The organism is Acetobacter lovaniensis (genome assembly GCF_014207635.1).
GTDB classification, from domain to species: domain Bacteria; phylum Pseudomonadota; class Alphaproteobacteria; order Acetobacterales; family Acetobacteraceae; genus Acetobacter; species Acetobacter lovaniensis.
Window position 1 is genome coordinate 1 of record NZ_JACHIE010000024.1, and the last position, 17,758, is coordinate 17,758.

16 protein-coding genes are annotated in these 17,758 nt (G+C 54.8%); 12 read left to right on the plus strand and 4 right to left on the minus strand.

Going from position 1 to position 17,758, the window contains the following annotated elements:
* The first annotated feature begins 288 nt into the window (after positions 1–288).
* The 9 genes from HNR55_RS15475 to HNR55_RS15510 all read left to right on the plus strand — a co-directional run bounded on the left by HNR55_RS15475 (position 289) and on the right by HNR55_RS15510 (position 9,149).
* Complete coding sequence (locus tag HNR55_RS15475; protein ID WP_184382768.1) at positions 289–798, plus strand: RNA polymerase sigma factor; 510 nt, start codon at positions 289–291, stop codon at positions 796–798.
* A 136-nt stretch (positions 799–934) separates the two neighbouring features.
* Positions 935–1,900: a FecR family protein gene (locus tag HNR55_RS15480; protein ID WP_166116858.1), complete on the plus strand. Its 966-nt coding sequence runs from the start codon at positions 935–937 to the stop codon at positions 1,898–1,900.
* A gap of 379 nt (positions 1,901–2,279) precedes the next feature.
* The gene (locus HNR55_RS15485; protein ID WP_242005643.1) at positions 2,280–4,949 is read left to right on the plus strand and encodes a TonB-dependent receptor; all 2,670 of its coding nucleotides are present in this window, start codon (positions 2,280–2,282) and stop codon (positions 4,947–4,949) included.
* Between the two features lies 1 nt (position 4,950).
* Positions 4,951–5,232, plus strand: a complete 282-nt coding sequence (locus tag HNR55_RS16815; protein ID WP_166116860.1) for a hypothetical protein — start codon at positions 4,951–4,953, stop codon at positions 5,230–5,232.
* Position 5,233: 1 nt separating this feature from the next.
* Positions 5,234–6,748 carry a PepSY-associated TM helix domain-containing protein gene (locus tag HNR55_RS15490; RefSeq protein ID WP_242005644.1) on the plus strand — a complete coding sequence of 505 codons (1,515 nt, stop codon included), beginning with the start codon at positions 5,234–5,236 and terminating at the stop codon, positions 6,746–6,748.
* Positions 6,741–7,052, plus strand: coding sequence for a DUF3325 family protein (locus HNR55_RS15495; protein WP_166116861.1), 312 nt, complete (start codon positions 6,741–6,743; stop codon positions 7,050–7,052). The genes HNR55_RS15490 and HNR55_RS15495 overlap by 8 nt, the downstream gene beginning before the upstream one ends.
* Positions 7,049–7,786, plus strand: coding sequence for a tonB-system energizer ExbB (gene exbB, locus HNR55_RS15500; RefSeq protein WP_166116863.1), 738 nt, complete (start codon positions 7,049–7,051; stop codon positions 7,784–7,786). The genes HNR55_RS15495 and exbB overlap by 4 nt, the downstream gene beginning before the upstream one ends.
* Before the next feature lie 5 nt (positions 7,787–7,791).
* Complete coding sequence (exbD, locus tag HNR55_RS15505; RefSeq protein WP_166116865.1) at positions 7,792–8,280, plus strand: TonB system transport protein ExbD; 489 nt, start codon at positions 7,792–7,794, stop codon at positions 8,278–8,280.
* Complete coding sequence (locus tag HNR55_RS15510) at positions 8,277–9,149, plus strand: energy transducer TonB family protein (protein ID WP_373318154.1); 873 nt, start codon at positions 8,277–8,279, stop codon at positions 9,147–9,149. Before exbD ends, HNR55_RS15510 begins: the two co-directional genes overlap by 4 nt.
* 228 nt (positions 9,150–9,377) lie before the next feature.
* On the opposite strand, the gene HNR55_RS15515 is transcribed toward HNR55_RS15510, so the two are convergent.
* Positions 9,378–10,754: a DUF1254 domain-containing protein gene (locus HNR55_RS15515; protein ID WP_166116867.1), complete on the minus strand. Its 1,377-nt coding sequence runs from the start codon at positions 10,752–10,754 to the stop codon at positions 9,378–9,380.
* Between the two features lie 212 nt (positions 10,755–10,966).
* On the opposite strand from HNR55_RS15515, the gene HNR55_RS17095 reads away from it, so the two are divergent.
* A complete protein-coding gene (locus HNR55_RS17095; protein WP_242005647.1) occupies positions 10,967–11,302 on the plus strand; it encodes a sulfatase-like hydrolase/transferase in 336 nt (111 codons plus the stop codon).
* A 29-nt stretch (positions 11,303–11,331) separates the two neighbouring features.
* Positions 11,332–11,883 carry an alkaline phosphatase family protein gene (locus HNR55_RS17100; RefSeq protein ID WP_242005645.1) on the plus strand — a complete coding sequence of 184 codons (552 nt, stop codon included), beginning with the start codon at positions 11,332–11,334 and terminating at the stop codon, positions 11,881–11,883.
* A gap of 50 nt (positions 11,884–11,933) precedes the next feature.
* On the opposite strand, the gene HNR55_RS15525 is transcribed toward HNR55_RS17100, so the two are convergent.
* The 3 genes from HNR55_RS15525 to HNR55_RS15535 all read right to left on the minus strand — a co-directional run bounded on the left by HNR55_RS15525 (position 11,934) and on the right by HNR55_RS15535 (position 16,769).
* A complete protein-coding gene (locus tag HNR55_RS15525) occupies positions 11,934–14,243 on the minus strand; it encodes an arylsulfatase (protein ID WP_166116869.1) in 2,310 nt (769 codons plus the stop codon).
* A 61-nt stretch (positions 14,244–14,304) separates the two neighbouring features.
* On the minus strand, positions 14,305–15,663 hold the full coding sequence (locus tag HNR55_RS15530) for an aryl-sulfate sulfotransferase (protein WP_166116871.1): 1,359 nt from the start codon (positions 15,661–15,663) through the stop codon (positions 14,305–14,307).
* Positions 15,664–15,722: 59 nt separating this feature from the next.
* Positions 15,723–16,769, minus strand: a complete 1,047-nt coding sequence (locus HNR55_RS15535; RefSeq protein WP_166116873.1) for an ABC transporter substrate-binding protein — start codon at positions 16,767–16,769, stop codon at positions 15,723–15,725.
* Positions 16,770–16,887: 118 nt separating this feature from the next.
* Between HNR55_RS15535 and HNR55_RS15540 the strand changes: the two genes are divergently transcribed.
* On the plus strand, positions 16,888–17,709 hold the full coding sequence (locus HNR55_RS15540) for an ABC transporter ATP-binding protein (RefSeq protein WP_166116875.1): 822 nt from the start codon (positions 16,888–16,890) through the stop codon (positions 17,707–17,709).
* Positions 17,710–17,758 lie beyond the last annotated feature (49 nt).

The following is a 17,758-nucleotide window of genomic DNA, read 5'->3' on the forward strand; positions in this document are numbered from 1 at the left end:
AGGTTCAAATCCTGCCCCCGCAACCATCTGAACTTGCGATGCCAACGCATCACGAACCCCAGTCCGGAAACGGGCTGGGGTTTTCGTTTGTCCGCCCGACGCAACCGTCAGCCTGTTGAACGCTGTAAACGCTCAGTCAACCGGCACAAAACCGTTACAAGTCCAAGCCGATGCTGACGCATTTCTGATCCGGTTGCGAACCAGGCCGATTTGTGGCATCCACTTGAGAATTGGTCGCAACTTCGTATCGGACGGACGAGGATCTGACCCTCTGGAGGGGGCCTTGCGTTGAACCGTGCATGCACATCGCTGGAACTTTATCAGACCCATCGAGCCAGTCTTCTGTCTTATGCGACCCGACTTTCGGGCGATCAGGCGGTTGCCGAGGATATCGTGCAGGACGTCTGGCTCTTGTTCAGCCGACAGCAGATCGAAACGATCGCCGCTCCGCTGAATTACCTTCGCACCATGGTGCGCAATTTGGTGATTACCCGTGGGCGCAGGCTGGCACTGGAAGCCACGGCTGGTACGGATTTCGAGATCGTGACAGCCGGACTGGCAGACGGGCAGGTTTCGCCAGAAGAAAGCGCAGCTTCTCGTGAGACGATGCAACGCATCGTGGACGCAATTGAGGCTTTGCCGGACGAACGTCAGCGGCAGGCTATCCGCATGTATCATTTCGAAGGAAGGAAGCTGCGGGAAGTCGGCACACGTCTGGGACTTTCCATGACACGTGTCCATGGCCTTATCGAGGAAGGCATGGTGATCTGCGACCGTGTCCGCAAGGAAGGACGATAACGTCGCGTGTGGTCTCGAATCCGACGGAAAAAAATCTTTCGCCGCGCATCTATTAAAGTAGGTGGTCCTTCGATTTCTGCTCCAGGTGCGAGATCAGGGTGTCTATCGTCGTGCGTTCCGGGAGGCTTTGCTTGTCATGACTGAACGGAAGACGCCGGCGCAGGCTGCGGCAGGCTGGTATCTGTTTCTTCGGGAAGATCCGGATGACGAGGATCTGAAACGCCGACTCGCTGAATGGTTGGCGAGTGACCCGGCGCATGCTCGGGCGTGGGAGGACATGAATGTAACGGCCTCCGTCATGGCGGCGGTTCCGCGCACTCTTCACATGCCGACTTCCACCTCCGTCACGCCGGTCTGGCGTATGGAAGCGCACCGCGTTGCCCGTCGGTTTCTACCGGGTTGTGCACTGGCTCTTGCGGCGGCTTGTGCCGCGTTCGCTTTCGTGCCCCCGGATATGCTCGTGCAACTGAGCGCTGATCATTATGCGCCGGCGGCTCAGACGCGCGATATCCGCCTCGCGGATGGCAGTGAGATCATACTCGGTCCGCGTGCGGCCGTATCCCTTACGATCAATGCTTCAGAGCGCCGGGTCCGTCTGCTGCAGGGGGAGGCTCTGTTCGATGTCCGCCATGACCCTGCGCGGCCGTTTAGCGTGACGGCCGGCACTGTCACAGCCACCGATGTTGGGACGGTTTTCGATGTTCGGATAGACGGTGATGGGACAACGATCGCTGTGCGGGAAGGCGAGGTCCATGTGGCCTCCACTCAATCCGGCATCATCGAACGGAATCTGCATGCGGGCGAATGGGAGCAGGTATCGGGTGCGACTGCCATCGCTGGAACCGCACCTGCTGCGACCATTGGTGTCTGGCGTGATGGGACGCTGATCGCCCGTGATCAGACTGTTGCTGCTCTAATCGATGCTTTGCGTCCGTGGACAGCAACACGGATCGTTCTTGCTGACAGCGAACTTGCGAAAAAACGGGTCACCGGGACATACGATCTGCGGCAACCGGAAGCGTCATTGCGCCTGATCGTTGAAGCCTATGGTGGTCAAGTGTCTTCACTGTCATCCTGGATCGATATCGTCAGGGCACGCTGACGAACTCCTACTCGCCTCTTTCCGCCGCCGGTTTCTGTCTCCCTCATATCTGAGTAGATGCCAGATATCGATCATGTATGCGCCCAATGTGTGGCTACGCGCATCGCACTCTCCAGAGTGGTCAGATCTCTGATCGGTAATGATGATAGTTTCAGGGCGTGTTTCATCCTGACGCGGATCGTGTCCGGTTGGGCTTTATCCATGTCAAAAAAAAGAGGGATATAAAAAGATAATAATTTCAGTTGGATGTCGTGATTTTTCATCCCTTTCGTAAAAAAAATCTGTCGTTGGAGGGAAAAATCGCAGCGCTCCCGCATCTGTCTAATCGAGAACAAATAATGCGAATGAATTGCATTAACTGGCGTAATGATTGGACGGAATGGAGAGCGCAGCGACGATGGACTCTTTTAGAGATTTTTTGACTTCTGGCACACGATCATCGGCGCCTATGGGCGTGCCTACCGTCTCCAAACTGTCGTCGTTAGGTAAGACATCCTCGCGCAGGAAGGAAAAGCTCGCTGCAAGGGATGTCGTCGTACAGATTTCTGTGCTCACCAAGCAGAGCCCATTGCAAACCGTAGCGACCTCGTTCCTGATCCTGGCAGGAACAACTATATTCACGCCACTGTTTGTCACAAAGGCTATTGCTCAGAGTTCAGTTTATCAGAATAGAACGTCCGGCAATCAAACTGGCACGTTATCTACGTCCCACTCTGCCGACCTGACGGTTAATTTCGATATTCCTGCCGGCTCTCTCTCAGACGCACTCGTGACATTCAGTACGCAGGCTCATATCCCACTGACGTCACAAGCACCAATGTTGGCTGGCAAAACAACTACCGGCCTCCACGGTAGTTTTGCACCGTCCGAGGCCCTTTCCCGGCTTCTGCAAGGCACCGAACTGACGCATGTGCAAACGAGCGCGCATGCTGAAAAGATCATTCCGGCATCCTCCGCCATTATGCTCGGCCCGGTGCGTGTTGGTGGCGTAATCCAGAACCGTGTACCGTCCACGGCGGTGATTGGAAATCTGCCTCCAACCCTTCCTGGTGGCGAAATCGCACGTGGTAGCCAGCTAGGGATGCTGGGCAATAAGGATGTGATGGACACGCCGTTCAGTACAACCAGCTATACAGCGGAGTTTATCCAGAGTCGGCAGATAAGGAATATTCGTGACGCATTGAAAGATGATCCTTCGATCAGAGGAACGTGGGCGACGGGTTCACCCGGACAGGAGCAGATGATGATCCGGGGATTTTCTCTTTCAAGTAGCGGTATGTCTTTTGCGGGTCTTTACGGAATGCTGTCGGCTACATCCGTATTGTCGGAACTTGCAGAGCGCGTGGAAGTGCTGAGAGGTCCAAGCGCTTTGATGAATGGAATGTCTCCAGATGGGGCGATTGGTGGGACTGTCAATATTGTTCCTAAACGCGCTCATGACAAGGCGATGACTCAGGTAGAGGCTGATTACACGTCTAATCTACAGTTTGGTGGCCATGCCGATGTTGGAAGACGCTTCGGCAAGGAGAAGCAGCTTGGTGTCCGCCTGAATGGCATGATCCGTTCAGGCCCAACGGCTGTGGCACGTAGCGACCTCAAGACGGCTCTTGTTGGTGCTGGCGTTGATCTACGGTTACATAAGGTGCGTCTGTCAGCCGATTTTGGCTATCAGTACCGCGAAATCAACGGTGTATTACCTTATTTTTCTTTAGAAAGCGGAATTCCTGTGCCTGATACGGGAAAAGTCCAACGCAATATGGGTCCATCTTGGAGTTATAATAGAGGCGAAGATATTTTCGGAGTTTTTAAAGGAGAAGTTGATCTTTTTCACAATGTCACGGCTTATGGTAGTGTTGGCGTACACGACTCAACGTTCGAAGGAGTATATCCGGCGAGTGTGACAGTGTTTGATGAGAATGGGAATGCAACCGCGTCCCGGATTCTGGCTACTGCCGAATATGAGCGTTATATTACGGCAGATTTAGGTGCACGCGCCAAGGTCGAGACTGGCCCGATTGTGCAGAATCTTGCATTCTCGGCCAATCGTTATGACACCATTAGTGATGAGGCGTGGGGGTTCGCGGGAACGGGATCTCCGGTTAATATATATACAAGATCGTATATTCCTAATCCGGATATTTCGGTAGCACGAGATCTTCCCCGTTACTCTTCTTCAACCCTGTCCAGTCTGGCTTTTGCAGATACAGTTTCAGCGCTTGAGAAACGTATCCAAATTACAGCTGGCCTCCGGGTCCAGCGTGTTCAGTCTTCGAATTTTAATACCACGACAGGGCTTAAAACAAGTAGTTATGATAAGACGGCACTAAGTCCGGCAGTGATGGCGGTGTTCAAGCCACTGAAAAATGTCTCGGTTTATGGGAACTGGATACAGGGCATTCAGCAGGGAAGCACTGTCGGGAGGTCCTATGCCAATGCGGGACAGATATTTCCGCCATATAAATCCACACAATATGAACTTGGCGTAAAAGTAGACCTGAAGAAGTTCATTCTGACATTTGATGTATTCCAGATTTCTCAACCAAGCACGGTTTACGATGTTACGACCAATATCATGTCATTGAACGGCGAGCAGAGAAACCGCGGATTGGAGCTCAATATTGCTGGTGAGATTGTACACGGACTTCATGCCACGGGAGGACTGATGCTGCTGGATCCAGTTCTGAAGAAGACGCAAGGCGGCCTTTATGATGGGCAGCGGGCATCTGACGCGTCGCCCGTCAATTTCAACATGGGGCTTGATTATTCGGTTCATTTTATAAAGGGGTTTTCAGTAAACACGGATATTATCTATACAAGCTCGCAATATATCGAAAATCCCTCTCCGCGCAGGAGCATTCCTGGCTGGGTCAGGCTGGATATGGGGGCGCGTTATGCGATGCCTAATCCGGCGTCAGAGGTCGGCAAGATTACCCTGTTTTTTAATGTCGATAACGTAACAAATAAGCGCTACTGGAATAGTGGTGGATATTACAATCTGACGTTGGGAGCGCCACGCACATTCCGTTTCGCGGTGTCAGCGGACTTCTGATATGCGCAGTTCTTCTGGAGTTATCTTGCGGACTGCTTTCGCAGTTGGCGGTGGCTATTTAGCCGCCTCCGGAGCATTTGGCTCGTTCTGTACCCTCAGTGTGGTGGCGGGTATGAGACGAAGCGAAGCTGTCGCACTGGGAACAATGCTTGTTTTCGTTCTGTATCTGATACTGATTCTTTGGGTGTTCGCAGTCGGTGCCCTCTGGCGTCCATGCTTCGTTTTCATGCTGATGATTGCTGTCGGATATATAACGGCTTTTTACTCCGGTTCGGGAAGCTGACATGGAGCCGGATTTTCGTCGCTCCATGGGTTGGCTGCATACATGGGCGGGTCTCGTGTTGGGTGGCGTCCTGTTCGCAATTTTCTGGATGGGCACGCTGTCGGTCTTTGATAAGGAAATTGATCTCTGGATGAAGCCGGCTACGCGTATGGTGTCGTCCGATCATGCGCTTTCGTTCGACGCCTTCCGATCGTCGCTTGAGGAGGCGAGTAGATTAAAGGCGTCCTTCTGGGCAATCACTCTCCCGAACGAACGCGACCCGGTATTGCATATCCGGCTGCGTGTCGGGGCCAGATTTCATAATCATGATGTCAATCCTTCGACAGGCCGTGATCTTCCTGATCCTGGTACGCTCGGTGCGTCGGGTTTCATCTACCCTTTCCACTATTCGCTTCGGTTCAGGCTTGGTGAGTGGCTGGTCGGGCTTGCCGGTATGGCCATGCTGGTTCTGTGCGTTTCCGGTATTGTTATCCATCGAAAGATTTTCGTGGATTTTTTTACTTTCCGTCCGGAGAAGAAGCCGGGGCGAATGCTGCTTGACCTGCATAATGTTGCAGGTGTCTTGGGCCTGCCTTTTCATATCGCTCTTACTTTCTCTGGTCTGGTCATTTTCGGGGCGGTTTATTTTCCGTCCGGTACACATGCTGTCTGCCCGCATGAACGGGCCTGTAGCGACGAAGATATAAAGGTTTCGCTTCCAACTCCCTCTGAAAAATTAGTGGTGCCGTTCACCTCGCTGGATGAGATTGCGGTAAAGGCTCGGTCAGTGTGGGGACACGATTTTCCTGAATCAATCATTGTCTTCAATCCGGGAACCTCTGCGTCCCGGATACGCGTTTTACGAAGCGACAGAAACCAGGTGGTGTTCTTGGCAGACAAGCTTGTTTTTGATCCAACTGATGGGCATCTGCTTTCGCGCCAGCCTCCTCTACGTCCGATCGCAAGGACTGAGCGTTTTCTAACCGGTCTGCATTTGATCCGGTTTCAGAATTGGCCGCTGCGTTGGCTGTATTTTGCCAGTGGGCTGGGAAGCTGCGTGATGATCGCGACCGGGTTCTTCTTCTGGCTGAACGCGCGGCGCAGGAAACAGGGTGTGGCGTTTGGATTCCGTCTGGTGGAGGGGATGGCTGCCGGGTCGGTGACGGGCATTGTCATTGCTACGCTGGCGTTCTTCGTCGCCAACCGTTTGCTACCGCTCGGGGTCAATTTCGCGGGATACGATCGCGCGGCGCTGGAGGTCTGGGCGTTCTATTTTGTCTGGCTTGCAACTTTCGCACATGGCTGGTTGCGACCTCGCCGGGTCTGGATCGAGCAGAGCCTGACGGTTGGTGGCTTTGCGCTCGGCGCGGTGCTGCTCAACTGGCTGACGACCAGCGATCCGCTCTGGCGCACGTTCTTGCTTCGGTATCTCTGGCCGGTGGCAGGGATGGACACACTGCTGCTGCTCGGTGGTGGGGTGGCATTCTGGACAGGTAGCAGTCTTGCGCGCCGCGCGCGGGAGACGGCGTATGATTGATGTGTTGTTCCTTCCGATGGTCGCGCTGGCGCTGTTCATCGGACTACTGCTTCTCGCGCTCAGTCAGGACACACAACGGCGCAGGATCGGACATGTGTCACTCTCGCCCAGAGAAAAAGCTCAACGGCGCATGCCCGCTGCTGGGATTTTGGCGGGGTGCCTCCTGCTTTTGATCTGGTACGAGGGTGGGGGATTCGGAACGCTACTCTGGATCGGGCTGATCTCTGCTGCGGCGCTCGCAGTCTCGTTGCTGCTGGCCTGGCGTCCTTCTTTCTTTTCGATCGGTTCAAGGAGTTTTTCATGAATTCTCTGCCTTTCTCTCCCTGGGAGATGTTCCTCAACGCTGGCCCGGTGGTCCGTTGTGTGATGATCCTGCTGGGCGTGGCTTCGCTGCTGACATGGACGATCTTCATCGCCAAATCAGCCGAACTGCTGCGTGTGCGGATGAAGCTGACAAAAGCCGAGCAGACGCTGGAGCAGGCCAATACGCTGGATCTTGGCGAGGAGGTTACCCGTCAGAACGGCATCGCCCATACGCTGGTCATGGCCGCCGAGACCGAACGCAAGCGCTCAGCCGACATTCCCGACGACAGCGAGGGGCTGAAGGAGCGCATCGTCCTGCACCTTGAACGGCTGGAAGCCGCTGAAGGTCGTAGGCTTATGCGCGGCACAGGCGTGTTGGCCACCATTGGCGCGACCTCGCCCTTCATCGGCCTGTTCGGCACGGTCTGGGGGATCATGACGTCCTTTACCGGTATCGCGGCCAGCAAGGCGACCAGCCTTGCCGTGGTGGCTCCCGGTATCGCCGAGGCGCTTCTGGCAACAGCCCTTGGGCTGGTGGCGGCTATCCCGGCCGTGGTGATCTACAACCATCTCGCCCGCCAGACCGCCTCGTGCCGGGCTCAGGTGGCCGACCTCACCGCGCTGGTGATGCGTCTTGTTTCGCGTGATCTGGGCCGCATGCAGGCGCTGACCGCCAGCGGACAGGTCGTGCGGTTTGGTGTCTCCCGTGACAGCCGTTCGGTGGCGGGGGAGTAAGCGGCATGATCCGCATCCGTCATACCGATGAGAACCCGCATGAGGCGAGCGAAATCAACGTCACGCCGTTCATCGACGTGATGCTGGTCCTGCTTGTGATCTTCATGGTCACGGCCCCGCTGACGACGGTGAACGTGCCGGTGGACCTGCCGTCTTCCTCCGAGAAGCCGACGCCGCGTCCGGATGATCCGGTGTTCCTCACCGTCAAGGCCGATCACGGTCTGGCGCTCGGCGAAAACGATACCACCATGGACGGTCTGGCGGGCGCATTGGAAACCGCGACAAAAGGAAACAAGGACGAACGCATCTTCCTGCGCGCCGACAAGACGGTCGATTACGGCACGCTGATGGGCGTGATGGATAAATTGCGGTCCGCTGGCTACCTCAAGGTCGCGCTCGTTAACTTGCAAGGGCAGGAAGAAGGCAGTGAAGCAGGTTCAACGCCCGTGCCGCCCGGCAATGCAGCTTCTGCCACATCTGGAATAACGCCGTGAGCAGTACCACAGACATGGTGCAGGGGCAGGGTGAAGCTGTTGAAAGTCCCCCCTTGTCCTTTGCCGACTGGCAACGGGGGCAGTTGCGGCAGTCCATGCGTGAGGACACGATAAGGTGGAGCCTGTCGTTTCTCGCCGTGCTCGCCGTCAGTGGTGGGGCGGTCTGGTGGATCATGCGGCTGCCGCCGCCGGTGATGGCTGTGCCTGAACCGCCTCCGGCCGCGATCGCCATCGACATGGCTCCGGAACCGGTCTCCACACCAACCCCGCCCACCGATCTGCCACCGGGGCCGCAGCAGACCCAGTCCATTCCCGATCCGGCCCCGGTCGAACCGCCAAAGATCACGGCGCCACCGTCACCCGCACCCAATCCGCCAATCCCGGTGCCCAAGCCCGAAAAGCCAAAGAAACTGGTCAAGAAGCACAAGCCGGTGCCCATGCTCAAAAAGCCGATCCCGGACAAGACACCACCAGCCGAGGCGACAACAGCACCGCCATCTTCCGAAGCGCCACCGGCTCCCGCACAGGCAGCCCCGGCTCCCGGTGTGTCGTCCTCCAAGGCGTCGCACGACCCGGTCACATGGCAGGGCGCGTTACTGGCGCAGCTTGAGAAGTTCAAGCGCTATCCGTCCGACGCAATGGCCGATCATCAGGAAGGCGTGCCGACTGTGACGTTCTCCATGGACCGTAAGGGCCATGTGCTTTCGGTCACCCTCGCCAGCTCTTCCGGTCATGCTCTGCTCGATCAGGAGGCAGTGGCTCTGCCTAAACGCGCTCAGCCTTTGCCCATCCCGCCGGACAGTGTCGCGGGGGATCCCGTCACCCTGACCGTGCCCGTCGAGTTCTATCTGTCGAAGGACCAGAACTGAAAGCCCCCCTCTTTTCACTGATCGTAACAGGATTGCGCCCATGATCTGGGCGTCAGTAAAACGATCACTCTTCATCAGAATCTTCTCATTCCATACGCTGAGAAAATTCTCACTCAAAAGCCACTCTTTTTATGGAGGGGTTACCGTGTTTGACGCCGACCCATTGGCGGTGCGGGTTCCGGCTTTGGTGGCGGTCACACTCCAATGTCTTGATTCTCACTGATACAGTTACGGGGTATCAACAAGTTGCAGTGTTGGCACAGTCCACGTGTGATTCAGCAATGTTTGTTGTGGCATGTAGGTGCGCAGGAACAGGCCGAAAGGCGCATGGGGCGGAGCAGGCAGCCAGTTAGCACTTTGTTTCGGATTTGCCGGTTTTTGCCGGGAAATGATGATATCCAGACTGCCATCGGTATTTTTTATCAGACCGGGAGTTCTGTCTCCGATCGCATATCGATTTATGGGATTACGTGTGAAAAAATACTGGTGTTCGGGCGTTGCTTCGTAAAGGCTGAGAGACCAAAATGCATTAACGGGTGGCAATTGCCCTGCGGAGAAGTGGAGCAGAAGAGATTTGCCTGCAGGGCATGCCTGTTGTTCTGGTGTCAGAGCTGCGACAAGATACAATGCTTCGTCATTTGGCAGCGCCAGCAGGCCGCCAACCGCGACCTGAGCGCGGTAAAGGTAATCCTGCTTAAAATCGCCGAGGTCGGGTTTGGGCCAGAACCATCCATTCTGTGCAGTGCCGAGCGTGCTGCGATTTGCTAGGTCAGATTTTGCATGATCCAGACCAAGGCGGATTTCAGCGGCTTGCGCGTCAGAAAAACTATTGGGGTCAAAACGATGATTTGCGGACAGCCCCAATGGTGCAATTTTTTGTAAAAGGGCTTCGTCTGTTGCAAAAGCAGGTGATTCGGCTAATAGGCTTTGCGCTGCAGAAAAATAATCCTGCCACGGAGCGTTGCGGTCGATGGTAAGCGCCGGTGGCTTTGCAACAGACGGTGCTTGCAGGACAATACGGTCCTGAACATCATGCGCGGCGGACAGGTCCTGATGACCGTTGACAAGAGTGCGGATGAGTAGGCAGGCCCAGCGTGTGGGCGAACGGATGTCGGTTGGAGAGTGGGAGCTTTGCTCCGGCCCTATAATGGTGAAGGACCCTCCGTCATTCCCTGTCGTGCGGCTTCCAAGGATGGCGACGTTATTTGTGTACGTATCAATCAGTGCCGCAGAGATATATCTGTCCCTCGTAGGAGGCAATTGCAGCTGTACAGGCCCTGCGGCAAGGTCCAGCCACGCAATTGAATAAAGCGTATCATTATTTGGGGTGGTAATAAACCGATCCTGCCAGTCACTTAAAATGCGTTTGTGAAGAAAGGTGTTGGGCAAAGTGGTTTTTAACATTTTTGTACGGGCAAGAGCCATTTCCACTAATGGAACTGTAAAAATCCATGCCTGACGACTAGCTTCCGCAAAAGGAGGGAGGGGAGGAACGGCTGGTGGCACCTGTGCGTGCAAAAATTTGGGCGCGAAGAGCGATGCCAGTCCCGCGCTGGTGGCAAGTGTCATAAAACCGCGGCGATTCGGCGTTGTGAAGGAGATCATGTTTATCTCACTATAAATTATAGTTAATAACTCATTGAATCGAAATCTATCGTATTTAATATCCATGGTAAAGATGAAAGTCACAGATAAAAATCGTTATTTTGCGCGTATTTTCAGGGAAACACCTAAATCGTATGCATACCTTCTCCAGAAGGCAGGCTTTCTCTGGCGGTGTTGTGCTATCTGCTCTGCTTCATGCCCCACGTGAGGCAATGGCTCATGCACAGCCGCGGCCTGACATTGTATGGATTGTGTGCCACGATCTTCATGTCCCGTTACTTGGGTGTTATGGCAACGCTCTTGTCGTAACCCCTGCAATTGACCAGATGGCGCATACTGGCATCCGTTTTGACAAAGCCTATGCCACAATACCGGTCTGTTCACCTTCGCGTTTTTCCATGTTGACCGGGATATCGCTACAGAGTTGGGCTCCGGCGGAAAATATGCGTTCTGTTGCAAAGGTTGCCAGTTATATCCAGACTTTGTCGCAATATATGCGTGCTGGTGGATATTACTGCACCAACAATGTGTTTACGGATTATCGCTAGGGTAGTCTAGTCAGGACCCGGTCAGTCTTGTGGATATGCCTTCGACTACCCTGATCCTTGCCGGGCTAGATGTGCCACGGATCATGCAGGGGCAGGTCATATTTGGGTCTGCCCCTATAACGCCACGGCATTATGCTTTTAGCGGGCGCAACCGTATGGATGAAGGTTATGACCTGATGCGTACAGTAACGGATGGGCATTACCGCTATATTCGCAATTATATGCCGCACCGTATTTATGGTCAGCACAACAGTTACGAATGGATGGGGCGTCCTTACCAGTCCTGGCAGGCGGAATGGCTGGTGGGGCGATTTGACCAGACGCAATCGGCATTCTGGCTGCCGAAACCGGCAGAGGACCTGTATGACCTGCGGCAGGACCCGCATCAGGTCCATACTCTGGCGCAGAATCCTGATGCGCAGGACAGGTTCAGGGAACTCAGTGCGGTTCTGGACCAGCATATGCTGGAGACGTACGGTAATGGATTTGTGCCCGAAACCAAGGAATATCCATCTGCCATGTTTCGTAGCCCGGCTGGTCAACTTCTATTCAAAGCCATGCCGGGTAATCCGTGTATATGAGTGCTGGTATGGAGAGGGGAGGGAAAAATCTCTCTCCCCTCTGCGTTGTCTCAGGGGGTTTCTGAGACAACAAGTTTTTCAACCGTGCCGGAGAATGTGGCAGGTGCGGTATAATCTGCACTTACAGCCGATCCCATATCCTGGCCGATGTCCAGCGTTTCGGACATTTGGACTGCCACGCTGTCAAAATGTGTTTTTTTGCTGACCTTGCCATCAAGGCTGATTGTGACATTCCCGGGAACAGGTTTGTGGCTGCCCAACCAGATCAGGTTCTTGGAGTGTGGGGCCGTTGTGCCCGTGTCTGCGGGCTCCACCGTAACAACAATATGGTGCTTTCCAGGGGTCAGAACATTTTCTGACAGGATTTTGCCTACAGTGTAACCGTTGCTGTTGGCCTGATAGACAAGGTGGTGGTTTTGGACAAACAATACAACACCGCCATTTAGCCCGCCATCGGCAAAAACAACACCATTACCGCCATGGGCAGGCACATCTACATCAGCGGCAAGAGTGTAGTGTCCGCTTGCCAGATGGGGTGCATGCCATTGGTCGATACGGCTTGTGCCTGTGCGATAGGTAAAGACCTTCTGCCCACCAGCAGCCCCCACAGGATAGAGACCGGCAATACCCGGACGTAGCGGATCAACCTGATTGCGCTTGGCTTCTTTGTCGAAGAGAGCCTGAAGTTCTTTTAGTTTTTCCGGGTAATGTGCCGCCAGGTCAGATGCCTGACTGTAATCGTCGTTCAGGTTGTACAATTCCCATTGGTGGGTGTCATGCTGGCCTTGTGTCAGATAGGCGCTACCATTGGGGCTCTCCCATGTCTGCTGGGCAAGAATGCCAGCCCACCAGCCGTTGGCGTAAATGCTGCGGTTTCCATTTGTGGCAAAATACTGGATGTGGTGGCGCGATGGAGCATTGGGCTGGTCCAGCGTGTAGAGCAGGCTTGTGCCTTCCAAAGGCCACTGGGCAACACTGTCTGTGATGGTTGGAGGTGTTATGTGTGCGGCCTCATAAAGAGTTGGTGCAATATCGACCAGATGGCTGAACTGGGAGCGCAGCCCCTTCGCCTGTGGGAAGCGGGCTGGCCATGAAATAACCAGTGGATCTGTTGTGCCGCCCAGATGGGAGGCATCCTGCTTGGTGCCTTGGAATGGGGCCGTCAGAGCCCATGCCCATGCTGCTGCATAATGGTTAAGGTAGTGCTCGCTGCCCAGTGCGTCGGCTATTTTCAGGCGATCCTTGACCGAAGGCGTTGTGCCATCCGCGTTTTTTGCATCGTGGCCCAGAGGCCCACCTTCCGCGCTGCCGCCGTTGTCCCCGAAGATTTCCAGTACGAGAGTGTTGTCGGCCTGTCCCTCATCACGGATCGCGGCAAGCAGTCGGCCAATCTCGTGGTCTGTCTGTTCTGCAAAGGCAGCATAGACTTCCATCTGGTGCGCCACGAGTTTTTTCTGGTCTGGATCAAGTGAATCCCATGCAGGCAGGCCAGCGGGGCGGGGAGTCAGCTTTGCGTTGGCGGGAATGACGCCAAGCGCTTTCTGGCGTTCAAATACCTGCTGGCGCAGGACATCCCACCCCTGATCAAACCTGCCTTTGTATTTTTCCACCCACTGGTGTGGCACCTGATGTGGTTCGTGGGTAGCACCTGTTGCGTAATAGATGAAAAACGGTTTGTCGTGTTCCAGCGCATCATGAGTATGCAGCCAGTTTATGGCGTCATTTGTAATGTCAATCGTAAAATGGTAGCCCTGATCGGGTGTTTGGGGCGTTTCCACCGGGGTATGGTCGCGGTAGAGGCGTGGATAATACTGGCTGTCAGCTGCGGCCAGAAAACCATAGAAATGCTCAAACCCCCAGCGTCCCGTGGGCCATAAATCATAGGGGCCAGTCGGGTCGACCTGCCAGTATGGTGTGTTGTGCCATTTGCCAAATGCTGCGGTGCTATATCCGCCAGCCTTCAGCACGGCGGCAACAGGCGTCACGGCGGAAGGAAGGATGGTGTTATAGCCCGGATAAGGCGCGGCTGCTTCGGTAATGGTGCCAAATCCGACCTGATGGTCGTTATACCCGGTCAGCAAGGATGCGCGTGAGGGCGCGCACAGCGCATTCACATGGAAATTATTATATTTCACACCATGTTCGCTTAACGCCTTGAAATTTGGCGTGGCGATGGGGCCGCCAAACAGCTCTGTTGCGCCAAAGGACACGTCATCAACCAGTATAACAACAATGTTGGGTGCTCCTTTGGCTGGCCGTATGTCTTCTGGCCATGCCGGAGCGGGCTCGGCCCGGAGGTGCGATACTGAAAAAAAGAGTGTTGAAGCCAGCAAAAGCCCCATTTTTCTGGCGTTAAACATAGGTATTATTGTCCTTTGGCATTGTGTGTGACGTGCGGTGTTGTTCTGTTATGCGGCAGGTTCAGGGCGCAGGGGGCACTGCCAGAGCTGTTTCAGTGTGAGGTGTTCCATCTGGCGCCCAGTCGTAGGGTACGGGCTGAATGCGATAGACCCAGTTTGACTGTGTGGGGTGGCCTTCGCCTGTGGTTGGGGCTTCTCCGGTATAGGGGGAGACATATTCCCAGACGATTTCCCCAGATGGGGTAATCTGGAAAAATCTGCCGTTCATGCCTTCATCAATCAGGGTATTGCCATTGGGCAGACGGTCTACGGAGCTGATAAAGCTGCTGTAAAAACTCCAGGGAGCACCACCGGAATTCTGCCCCGTATAGGACCAGACAACCTGTTGGGTAAGCGGATTAATTTCCAGAATGCGCGACCCACCAGCAACCTGTAACGGGCGAGCCGGATACCCGGCTTCCCCCTGATTATCGAAGACCAGCACATTGCCTGCTCCAGGCAGGCCTTCGGCGATCAGATGCGCGTCATGCTGACCAACAAACTGATCGACCGGGAAAGGGGCAACTAGGTCTTTACGTCCACGGGGCGGCAGGTTGGGGCCAAGACGCCAGACAACTTTGTTTGTGTGAGGGTCTATAATGGCAATAAAATTGGCTTCCCGCGAATCTACAATAATGTTGTCAGGAGCAAAGCGTTTGTCCCCATCGCGGTTCCAGTGGTTTGGCCCAAGGCGCTGCATGTCGTTGAAATGAAGATAGTCGGGGTTTTCGGCATGTAGCACCAATGCGAGTTGTGCTGGTGTAAAACCAAACTCGATCAGGTGGTCGCCTGCTTTCCATGTCCAGCGCAGGTGTCCGTCTGGACCAATGTCGTAGATCACATCGTCCAGAACAGGTTTGGCCCCGCCGGGAATGGATCGGTTCTGGTTGGCCAGTAGCAGGGTGCCCCCGTCTTCCAGTCGGACCCAGTCATGGTGCTGGCGGGCATTGCCGTCAGGGGCCTGATGTCCCCACTCCCATAGCGTCTTGCCGGACCAGTCAACGTATCCGAATGTCCGGTTACGGAAACCGGCAATCGCACCGGGAATTTTGTGGGTTCCATCTCCGGGAATTTCCGAAAGCTGGAGGCCCACAATGCCTTTCTGGTTATGGACGAGTGATGGATCAACATATTTAGCGGGAAAGCCGGATTTTTCCCATTGGTGGACTTCATGACCATTCATGTCGATCAGGTGTGTGTGCCCGTCACTCCCCGAAAACAGGATAAAGCTGTTGTAAGCTTTTTGCGGATTATACCGTGTCACACCGGTAGGAAAGACGCTGGGGGAGGCCTGCACGGGAGATGCGGGCAAAGCCAGCGTGCTGAGAGCCGTAGCAGTCAGGGCTGCCAGTTGCTGAAGGGATTTGAAACGAAAAACCATGGAAAGTACTTTCATGAAAACGGAAGAAAAGTCAGAGCAAGGAGTGGCGGTGCATTGGGCTACAGGGGGGTAACCACCTGTGTGCCCTGCTCCGGGTTGAAGGCGTTGGTGTAAAATGTGCCTGCGGGAAGGGACGCTGTGCGGGTGTCTCCCCGCCAGGCGTACCAGGGCTGGAAACGCGCAAAATCCTCAGGTCGAATATAACCACCACGCGTCACTACGCTGGTGGAGCGCCAAGACCGGGCAGGGAGGGTGCTTTCGCCACGATTCCTGTTTTTTATAATATGTATCAGGAATTTTCGGACATTATCCGGAGGCGTTGTCTGCGCCCAGCTGATGGCGCGAGCTGTTGCCTCGGTAAAGTGGCGCGCACTTTGCGGCCACGCCTCCATGTAACTGTTACGCAGGATAATGCTGTCAGTGTTGCCCGCGCCATACAGTGCATATTCTGTCGTAAGTTCCAGTAGGTCATTGTGTTGCAGGGCAACTTCCCGGAACACGTTGGAGAGTACAACCGAGTCCACCCGCCCATGCCGTAGTGCCTGCTCTGCGACAACAGGTGGAATGGCAACCAGAATGATGCTGCGGATTTCTGCATCTGTCAGGCCATTGGCTTGAAGATACTGCTCAATAAAGCACTCATGCTCAGCCATGAGCGTATTAACCCCAATCGTTTTGCCAATCAGGTCTCTGGGAGTTCGGAGAGAGGAGGCTTTGCGTACAAATATGCCACCAGAAGTCAGCTTGTCCGCTCCGCCATAAGCAAGCACAGCCTTAACCGCGGCACCCGCTGCGATCAGCTTCATGATGGCGCCGTTAAAAGCCTCGCCAAAATCTGTGTCTCCGGTTGTGGCGGCCTGAAGGTCCTGCGGACCACTGGTCGTGTTTCCGACCCATTCCAGCTTTAGCGGAGCCATATAACCCAGTGCGTCAGCCAGTTCGGGGTAAAGAACGATACCCGCCAGCCCCTGATAACGCAGGCAGTCAGCGCGGCCGGAGTCCCGCAGGCTTGCTGTAGCCGGATGAGTGGCTGGTAGAGAGGCAAGCAGACCCAGGGATGTAGTCGCTCCCAGTATAAAACTTCGGCGGGTGAGGGAGTTCGACATTCCACTATTCCGTAAAGTTAATAACTCTAAAAAACGACTTGACTATATCACGAAATTTAATTCAACTAATTTTATTGATGTAGTTATGAAACAACTATTCAATGGAGTTAAATTAACAATGACCTCACAGGCAACCAGACCGATCAGGCTCGGCTTTGAGCATCTGAGCAAAAGCTATCCGAGTTCTCGCAGGGCTGGGGGTAATGCCGCAGGACATCTGGTGCTCAAAGACATTCATCTTGATGTTTTTGAAGGAGAATTTCTTGTTATTGTTGGGCCTAGCGGGTGTGGAAAATCCACACTTCTGGACCTTGCCGCCGGGCTGAGCCTGCCAACAGATGGTCGTATTGTGTTGGATGGGCGGGCTGTGACAAAGCCCGGACCGGAGCGCAGTGTCGTTTTTCAGAACTACGCCCTTTTTCCGTGGAAAACAGTATTTGACAATATCGCCTTTGCGCTGAGCGCCGCAGGGGTGCCACGTCGCGCGCAGTTGGAGCGGGTCCGGCGTGTTCTGGCGCTGGTCGGTCTGGAGGATGCCGCAGATCGCTATCCGCACCAGCTTTCAGGCGGGATGAAGCAGCGTGTCGCTATTGCGCGCAGTCTTTCCCTTGAGCCAGAAGTGTTGTTGATGGATGAACCTTTTGGCGCACTTGATGCCCAGACCCGAGAGGGATTACAGGCGGAACTGCGCCGTTTGTGGCGTCGTCACAACATGACCATTATCTTTATTACGCATGATATTGATGAAGCGCTTTCCCTTGGCCAGCGTGTGGCCATTATGGGGCGTGCGCCCGGTCGTATTGTGGATGTTGTGCAACTGCCATTTCAGCCCGACGCGGCCGTGGATGAAATACGCACACACCCTGAATATGGAGAATTGCGCCGCTATATCCGTGCAGTTCTGTCTCAACCGGATGCGGTAACGCGGGCAGTCGCATGATGAAGGGGGAGCAGGCACAATGAGCGCATCGGTAACAGATGGGTACGCC

Coding starts and splice junctions, on each gene's coding strand:
- HNR55_RS15540 (WP_166116875.1), top strand. CDS start 16,888: ATGACCTCACAGGCAACCAGACCGATCAGGCTCGGCTTTGAGCATCTG.
- HNR55_RS15495 (WP_166116861.1), top strand. CDS start 6,741: ATGATTGATGTGTTGTTCCTTCCGATGGTCGCGCTGGCGCTGTTCATC.
- HNR55_RS17095 (WP_242005647.1), top strand. CDS start 10,967: ATGGCTCATGCACAGCCGCGGCCTGACATTGTATGGATTGTGTGCCAC.
- HNR55_RS15515 (WP_166116867.1), bottom strand. CDS start 10,754: ATGATCTCCTTCACAACGCCGAATCGCCGCGGTTTTATGACACTTGCC.
- HNR55_RS15530 (WP_166116871.1), bottom strand. CDS start 15,663: ATGGTTTTTCGTTTCAAATCCCTTCAGCAACTGGCAGCCCTGACTGCT.
- HNR55_RS15485 (WP_242005643.1), top strand. CDS start 2,280: ATGGAGAGCGCAGCGACGATGGACTCTTTTAGAGATTTTTTGACTTCT.
- HNR55_RS15535 (WP_166116873.1), bottom strand. CDS start 16,769: ATGTCGAACTCCCTCACCCGCCGAAGTTTTATACTGGGAGCGACTACA.
- HNR55_RS15480 (WP_166116858.1), top strand. CDS start 935: ATGACTGAACGGAAGACGCCGGCGCAGGCTGCGGCAGGCTGGTATCTG.
- HNR55_RS15525 (WP_166116869.1), bottom strand. CDS start 14,243: ATGTTTAACGCCAGAAAAATGGGGCTTTTGCTGGCTTCAACACTCTTT.
- exbD (WP_166116865.1), top strand. CDS start 7,792: ATGATCCGCATCCGTCATACCGATGAGAACCCGCATGAGGCGAGCGAA.
- HNR55_RS15490 (WP_242005644.1), top strand. CDS start 5,234: ATGGAGCCGGATTTTCGTCGCTCCATGGGTTGGCTGCATACATGGGCG.
- exbB (WP_166116863.1), top strand. CDS start 7,049: ATGAATTCTCTGCCTTTCTCTCCCTGGGAGATGTTCCTCAACGCTGGC.
- HNR55_RS16815 (WP_166116860.1), top strand. CDS start 4,951: ATGCGCAGTTCTTCTGGAGTTATCTTGCGGACTGCTTTCGCAGTTGGC.